General features: G+C 33.1%; 6 protein-coding genes and 1 pseudogene. All 7 read left to right on the forward strand.

Features of this window, described 5'->3' with window-relative positions; all coding sequences use genetic code 11:
• A pseudogene (locus ACJMLH_RS08125) lies at positions 1–211 on the forward strand (hypothetical protein); the annotation flags it as partial.
• Positions 212–859: 648 nt separating this feature from the next.
• Complete coding sequence (locus tag ACJMLH_RS08130) at positions 860–1,099, forward strand: hypothetical protein (protein WP_405276543.1); 240 nt, start codon at positions 860–862, stop codon at positions 1,097–1,099.
• 436 nt (positions 1,100–1,535) lie between these two features.
• Positions 1,536–2,363, forward strand: coding sequence for a F420-dependent methylenetetrahydromethanopterin dehydrogenase (locus tag ACJMLH_RS08135; protein WP_405276545.1), 828 nt, complete (start codon positions 1,536–1,538; stop codon positions 2,361–2,363).
• 38 nt (positions 2,364–2,401) lie between these two features.
• Positions 2,402–3,733, forward strand: a complete 1,332-nt coding sequence (gene mcrB / locus ACJMLH_RS08140; RefSeq protein WP_405276547.1) for a coenzyme-B sulfoethylthiotransferase subunit beta — start codon at positions 2,402–2,404, stop codon at positions 3,731–3,733.
• A 10-nt stretch (positions 3,734–3,743) separates the two neighbouring features.
• Complete coding sequence (gene mcrD / locus ACJMLH_RS08145) at positions 3,744–4,238, forward strand: methyl-coenzyme M reductase operon protein D (RefSeq protein ID WP_405276549.1); 495 nt, start codon at positions 3,744–3,746, stop codon at positions 4,236–4,238.
• Positions 4,239–4,253: 15 nt separating this feature from the next.
• Entirely contained in the window at positions 4,254–5,048 is a 795-nt protein-coding gene (mcrG, locus tag ACJMLH_RS08150; RefSeq protein WP_405276551.1) for a coenzyme-B sulfoethylthiotransferase subunit gamma, read from the forward strand.
• A gap of 7 nt (positions 5,049–5,055) precedes the next feature.
• Positions 5,056–6,705, forward strand: a complete 1,650-nt coding sequence (mcrA, locus tag ACJMLH_RS08155; RefSeq protein WP_405276553.1) for a coenzyme-B sulfoethylthiotransferase subunit alpha — start codon at positions 5,056–5,058, stop codon at positions 6,703–6,705.
• The last annotated feature ends 948 nt before the right edge of the window (positions 6,706–7,653 follow it).

Consider the following 7,653-nt stretch of genomic DNA (forward strand, 5'->3'; position numbering starts at 1 on the left):
TGAAGAAAAGATCAAATCAAGATATTATAAGGCACTAGATTTGGTTCCTGAATTAGTTGAAATTTGTGATATTGTCCATATTTATGATAATACAAATGTTCCATTTAGAATATTTAAGAAAAGAAAAGATGTTTATTTCCATTGGGAAAATAAGTATTGGAGCTTTTCAGACATTGAAAAACTTACTGGAATAAAAGATTATGAAAATTGATACCAAGTATACATTCATTACTATTTAATGTCATTTCATGTACGGTATAGTATAGGAGCTAAAAGTACATTATATTTTGTATAGTATATGGGCAACAATATTTTGAATTTGACATTTAAACATATTTGTGTTGTTATACATTTGTAATACTTTTTTATATTTTATTATGTTTTTAAGTAGTAATAATTTTATAAAAAGTATTACGATTTAATTTCAATGTCAAAATTTTTATACGGTTAAATAATGAGTAGATGTTCATTTCATAGTTAATAATTGCATCAAAATCTGATTTTTATAATTTAACACTATTATTTTCGCTTATTTACAATTTAATCATCAATAATGTAATGTTATTACTTTTAAAAAAATATTACTTGATTTAAAAGGATAAATATTCTTATAGTAAATTTAATAGATGTGGATGTTATTTCTTTTAGAAAAATTTAAATGATTTATAAGGCTTATTTTTTCAATTAAACTTCAAAAATCAAAGTTAATACTTTAATAACATTTATATGGTTATTACTCCTATGAATATTTAGATTATTTAATTAGATGCTTAATTATGTAATTGTTATTAAATTTTAAGAATCACATTATTTTGATTGGGTGTCTGATTTTCATAATTCTAGATTGTTGGAGAGTATCATGGAAATGTATATGCAGAAAATTGGATTGATTAGAGATGATATAAATCCCAAAAATATGGATTTAATAGGATTATTTGAAGAATTCAATAGTGAAAATGTTTCTCAAATAAAATTTTATCATGCATGTAATGTTCTAATGGATATGAGTTCTATAACTTGTGAATCAGTTCATATTTTGTCGAAGAGTGAGTATTCAAATTTAAATAGTGAACATATTCCTGATACTCTCTTTAACTGATCTCGATATGACTTAATAGTAGTATAAACGATAAAATTGGGAACTTTTTCTAATAAATGGTTCCAATAATATGTAAGTAAGTTATTTGAATGGGAAAGATTCAGATTTTCCATTTACTAAAAAATTTAATTAAAACTGGATTTAATGATGTTGATTAAAAATTCTAAATAAGATGGAGAAATTTCACAGGACTTTAACAAAACTTAATTCATTAGATTATGATCATCAAACTATAGCTAAATAGCTAGCCATATGAAGTTTTGAATAGTTATAATAAATAACTATTCACTCTTCTATTTATTTTAGAATACATGAGTTTTTGTAGTCTGCAAATTGAATTTATATATCTAATTATTACTTAATTTAAGAAATGAATTTATTTCAGGTTTATTTTTTTATTTAAATGAAAAAATAATGTAAAATAAAATGTGATACTATGGTTGTAAAAATCGCAATAATTAAAAGTGGAAATATCGGTACATCACCGGTTATTGACCTATTGTTAGACGAAAGAGCAGACAGACCAAACATCGATGTAAGAACCTTTGGATCTGGAGCAAAAATGAACCCGGAACAAGTAGAAGACGTCGTACCTAAAATAGACGCTTTTGAACCTGATTTCGCAATCTTCATTAGCCCAAACCCAGGAGCACCTGGACCAGCTAGGGCAAGAGAAATGTTATCAGAAAAAGACATTCCCGCCATTATCGTCGGTGATGCACCGGGTAAAGGTAAGAAAGATGAAATGGACGAACAAGGTCTCGGTTACATTATCGTAATGTCTGACCCAATGATTGGTGCAAAAAGAGAATGGTTAGACCCAACTGAAATGGCTATCTTCAACTCTGACATCTTAAAAGTACTCGCTGAAACCGGAGCATTAAGATTAGTCCAAAAAACCATTGACGATGTCATCGCACAAGCAGAAGCTGGTGCAATCGAATTACCTAAACTCATTGTCACCGCTGAAAAAGCTGCAGAAGCTGGTGGATTCGCTAACCCCTATGCAAAAGCAAAAGCTATTGCTGCATACGAAATGGCTGGATCCGTTGCTAACTTAGACATGAAAGGTTGTTTCATGACCAAAGGTTTCGAAAACTTCATCCCATTAGTAGCTGCTGCTCACGAAATTGCTGCATGTGCTGCTAAATTAGCACAAGAAGCAAGAGAAATCGAAAAATCAAACGACACAGTTTTAAGAACCCCTCACATGAAAGAAGGAAACCCAGGTTGTAAAACAGACTTAATTAGTAAACCACAATAAGGTTTCCTATTTTCTTAAATTTTTTTTAGGAGGATAGTATGAAAATATATGATGATATTCTGGATTTGTATGGTCCTGATGGAAAAATCCTTGAGGAATCCGTACCATTGGAATCCATTAGTCCGCTTAAGAATTCTGCTATACAGGAAATGATTTATGACATTAAAAGGTCCTGTGCAGTCAATCTGGCAGGTATTGAAAATGGTTTAAAGAATGCTGCAATGGGCGGAAAAGCGACATATATTCCGGGAAGAGAATTGGATTATGAAATTGTTGAGAATGCAGATGTGATAGCTGATAAAATCAAGAAGATTCTTCGTGTTAATGAGGATGATGATACGACTGTTGAACTAATCAATGATGGCCAACAATTGTTGGTTCAATTGCCTTTCGAACGTTTAAATGTTGCTGCAGATTATTCTGTTTCAACAATGCAGACTGGTGCTGCAACCATTCAGGCAATTATTGACAGTTTTGAAGTTAACATGTTCGATGCATCAACAATCAAAACTGCAGTAATGGGAGCATATCCGAGAACTGTCGATCTTTCAGGTGCTAATATCAGTGCGCTTTTAGGGCCTCCGGTATTGTTGGAAGGATTGGGATACGGTTTAAGAAATGTCATGGCAAACCATGTAGTTGCCATTACCAATAAGCAAACTTTAAATGCTGCTGCATTGTCTTCAATTATGGAACAGACAGCAATGATTGAAACTGGTGATGCTGCCGGTGCATTTGAAAGAATGCATTTGTTGACATTAGCCTATCAAGGTTTAAATGCAGATAATTTGGTATTTGACATTGTTAAGGAAAACGGTAAGGGAACTGTTGGAACAGTTATCCAATCATTGGTTGGAAGAGCTATTGAAGATAATGTCATTAGGGTTGCTAAAAAGATGCCTTCCGGATATAACCTGTATGAACCGGTTGATTGGGCATTATGGAATGCATATGCTGCTGCAGGATTGCTTGCTGCGGTCATTGTTAATGTAGGTGCTGCAAGAGCCGCTCAAGGTGTAGCTTCAACAGTATTGTATTATAATGATATGTTAGAATATGAAACTGGCCTTCCCGGTGTAGATTATGGTAGAACGGAGGGTGTAGGTGTAGGATTTAGTTTCTTCTCCCATTCCATTTATGGTGGTGGGGGACCAGGTACATTCCACGGAAACCACGTAGTGACAAGACATGCAAAAGGAACTGCAATTCCTTGTGCATCAGCTGCAATGTGTTTGGATGCAGGAACTCAGATGTTTTCAGTTAAAAGAACATCTGCATTAATTGGAATTGTGTATGGTACTATTGATAACCTTAGAAACCCTATTCCAAATGTGGCCAAGGTTGCAGGAGAAATTAAAGATAAAATTTAAGGTGTTTTTCATGGATGAATCAAAACAAGTTAATGTAATTGATATTAAGATTATTCCAAACAGATTTTTAAAGCCGGACACATGTGAAAAAATTCTAAATGAGATTTATGAATTGGAAGGAAACATGAGGGTATTGATACATGGGCCGTCTCTTCCCAAAAAAGTATTTTATGGTCCTGGTAAAGGCCATGAAGTAAATCATACTGACAGAAAAACAATTCAAGTTAAAGGAAATGATGTGGATTTAAGAGTTATGGTTGGAGATATTATCATCACAGCAGATATTTCTAAATTCAATGATTTCATGGATAACTTGCAGGTTATTTTAGACGAAAACATGCCCTGTGATTTTACAGTTTTGGTTGGAAGATTCACTCGAACTAAAAGTACCATTTCCGATTATTTAAAATATGGTGAAAGTTTTGAAAATCATATTGACAAACGTTACATTGGTTTAGTTGATTCTAGTGCACGAAGTTCTGAAACGGTAAAAGTTATAAAATAATTTTATGGTGAATTTATGACATATAAAGCACAATTTGGCCCTGGTGAAACAAAAATTGCTGAAAACAGAAGAAAGCATATGAATCCAGAGCATAAATTTAAAAAGATAAGGGAAGTCTCTGATGAGGGTATCGTAAAGATATTGGGTCATAGAAATCCCGGTGAAAGTTATAAAACAGTTCATCCTCCATTGGCCGAAATGGAAGATGATGGGGATATTATTAAAAGTATTGTAGAACCTACTCCTGGTGCAGCAGAAGGTATTAGGGTCAGGTATATTCAATTTGCTGATTCAATGTACCATGCTCCGGCACAGCCTTATGATAGGGCAAGAACCTACATGTGGAGATACAGAGGAGTAGATACAGGTACATTATCCGGAAGACAGGTAATAGAAATAAGAGAACAAGATTTAGAAAAAATTTCTAAAGAATTGATTGAAACAGATATTTTTGACCCTGCCCGATCAGGTATGAGGGGAGCAACCGTACACGGACACTCATTAAGATTGGATGAAAACGGGTTAATGTTCGATGGTCTTCAAAGATATGTCTTCAATGAAGAGGATGGTCATGTTTATTATGTTAAAGATCAGGTAGGCCGTCCATTGGATGAGTTGGTAGATGTCGGTGCACCTTTGGATGAGGAATATCTAAAAGAAATCACAACAATCTACAGGGAAGATAATATCGGTATGAGACAAGATAAAGAAGCACTTGAGGTAGTTGAAAATATTCATGAAGCACGTACCAAAGGGGGATATGGTTTAGGAGTATTTTCTAAAGACTTAAAAAAGAAATTAGGTGAATGAGATGGCTTTGGAAGATAAAAAATTTTTAGAAGCTTTAAACAATAAGTTTAAAGGAGAAGACCAGGAAAGTGATCACACCAGTTTCTACTGCTTTGACGGATGGAGGCAATCTGAAAGAAAAAGGGAATTCAATGATGCTGCTGAAAAGCTGGCTAAAGAAAGAAACATGCCTTTCTATAATCCTGACATTGGAGTTCCTTTAGGTCAAAGGCAATTGATGGCATATAAAATCTCCGGCACTGAAGATTATGTTGAAGGGGATGATTTACACTTTTGTAACAATTCAGCTATCCAACAATTGGTGGATGACATTAAAAGAACCATCATTGTGGGAATGGACACAGCACATTCAGTATTGCAGGAAAGATTGGGTGTTGAAGTAACTCCTGAAACAATCAACGAGTATATGGAAAACATTAACCATGCGCTTCCTGGAGGAGCAGTAGTTCAAGAGCATATGGTGGAAGTGCATCCTGGTCTTGTAGATGATTGTTATGCTAAAATCTTTACAGGTAATGATGATTTGGCTGATGAATTGGATAAAAGAGTGTTGATTGATATCAACAAGGAGTTTCCGGAAGATCAGGCTGAAATGCTTAAAAAATATGTTGGAAATAAGACATATCAAGTAAGTAAAGTTCCTACACTTGTCGTAAGGGCTTGTGATGGTGGTACAGTTTCAAGATGGTCTGCTATGCAAATCGGTATGAGTTTCATTAATGCATATAAATTATGTGCAGGGGAAGCAGCTATTGCAGACTTTTCATATGCTGCAAAGCATGCAGACGTTATTGGTATGGCGGCATTCTTGCCTGCTAGACGTGCAAGAGGCCCTAATGAACCTGGTGGTGTAGCATTTGGTACATTGGCAGATATTGTCCAAACCTCAAGAATTTCCGATGACCCTGCTGAGATAACTTTGGAAGTAATTGCTGCAGGGGCCGTATTATATGACCAGGTATGGCTAGGTTCATATATGTCTGGAGGAGTAGGATTTACCCAGTATGCCAGTGCAACATACACTGATGATATTCTGGATGACTTTATCTATTATGGTATGGATTATGTAGAGGACAACTATGGAATGTGCCAAGCGGAGTTAAGCATGGATACAGTACGTGACATTTCCACTGAAGTAACACTTTATGGATTGGAACAATATGAATTGCCTACTCTTTTGGAAACACACTTTGGTGGTTCTCAAAGAGCATCAGTTGTATCTGCAGCGGCCGGTTGTTCTGCAGCTTTCGCTACAGGAAATTCAAATGCTGGTGTTAACGGTTGGTATCTAAGTATGATTTTGCATAAGGAAGCTCATTCCAGACTTGGATTTTATGGCTATGACTTACAAGATCAGGCCGGTGCAGCCAATTCTTTATCAGTTAGAAGTGATGAAGGTTTAATTCACGAATTAAGAGGACCTAATTATCCGAACTATGCGATGAACGTAGGTCACCAACCAGAATATGCAGGAATTGCCCAAGCACCTCATGCTGCAAGAGGAGATGCATTCTGTACAAATCCTCTAATTAAAATTGCTTTCGCAGATAATAATAATACATTCGATTTCAGACATGTGAGAAAAGAAATCGCTAAAGGAGCTTTAAGGGAATTCATGCCATCTGGTGAAAGAGATATCATTATCCCATCAAGATAATTTTATCTCTTTTTATTTTTTTATTATATCTTCTTTTTAAATTTTCTCATGTGGATGTTAATGTTAAAAACATATTATTTTCTAAGCTGTTGTATTTAATGAGAAAAATCGATTAATTAAATTAAAATTAAAAAATTACTTTTAATCTATTTGTTCTCTTTTTTAATTATTGTAACCATATTAATTTGATTCAAAATCGGAAATTAATAAGTATGGGAATGTTATATATAATTTTGAGTTTAATATTATGAGCAAAAAGTACATTATATTTTGTATAATATACGGGCAAAATCATTTTTAAATGATTTATGGTCTTTATAATATCTATTAAACTTTAATATTTCTTTCATCACATAATAACTTAGTATCGATTATTAAATAGGTTAATAAATTATTATTCATTCTTATTTTCATAAAAACAGTTTTTTAATTAATTATTTTTTAAGGCTGTTTTGGCTGTTTTTAGGTGGGTGCTTATATTTTGTATAGTATTGTTGGTATAATACTAATCATCAACATTTCTTAATACATTAGGAAAAATTCATTTCAAATTAAGGAAGTAAAGTCACAAAATTCTCTATTGGTGGAGTGCACAATCACTACGCAGCGTTTCAACTTCTGGAGATGAAATTTGAAGTTAGGATTATTTATGGTTCAAAAAATAATTTAACGCCTTGCAGTAATTTTTTTATCATCTTTTTTTTAATTCAATAAAATGGTCATTATAATCAAAATTAAATTCAATGAAAACAATCCTAGTATGATATTTTTATATTTAAATTCTTTAGATGGATATATAAAGATAATTAATAGTATTGTTATTATTAAATTAAGGATTGATATCCATATCATCTTTTATCAAACTCCATTTTAATTATGGGAAGGTTTATATAATGAAAAAAAGAAAAGAAGTATTATGGGATTAACCCCATAACACTTTCAATATTA

The organism is Methanobrevibacter sp. (assembly GCF_045116495.1).
Classification (GTDB): Archaea; Methanobacteriota; Methanobacteria; order Methanobacteriales; family Methanobacteriaceae; genus Methanocatella.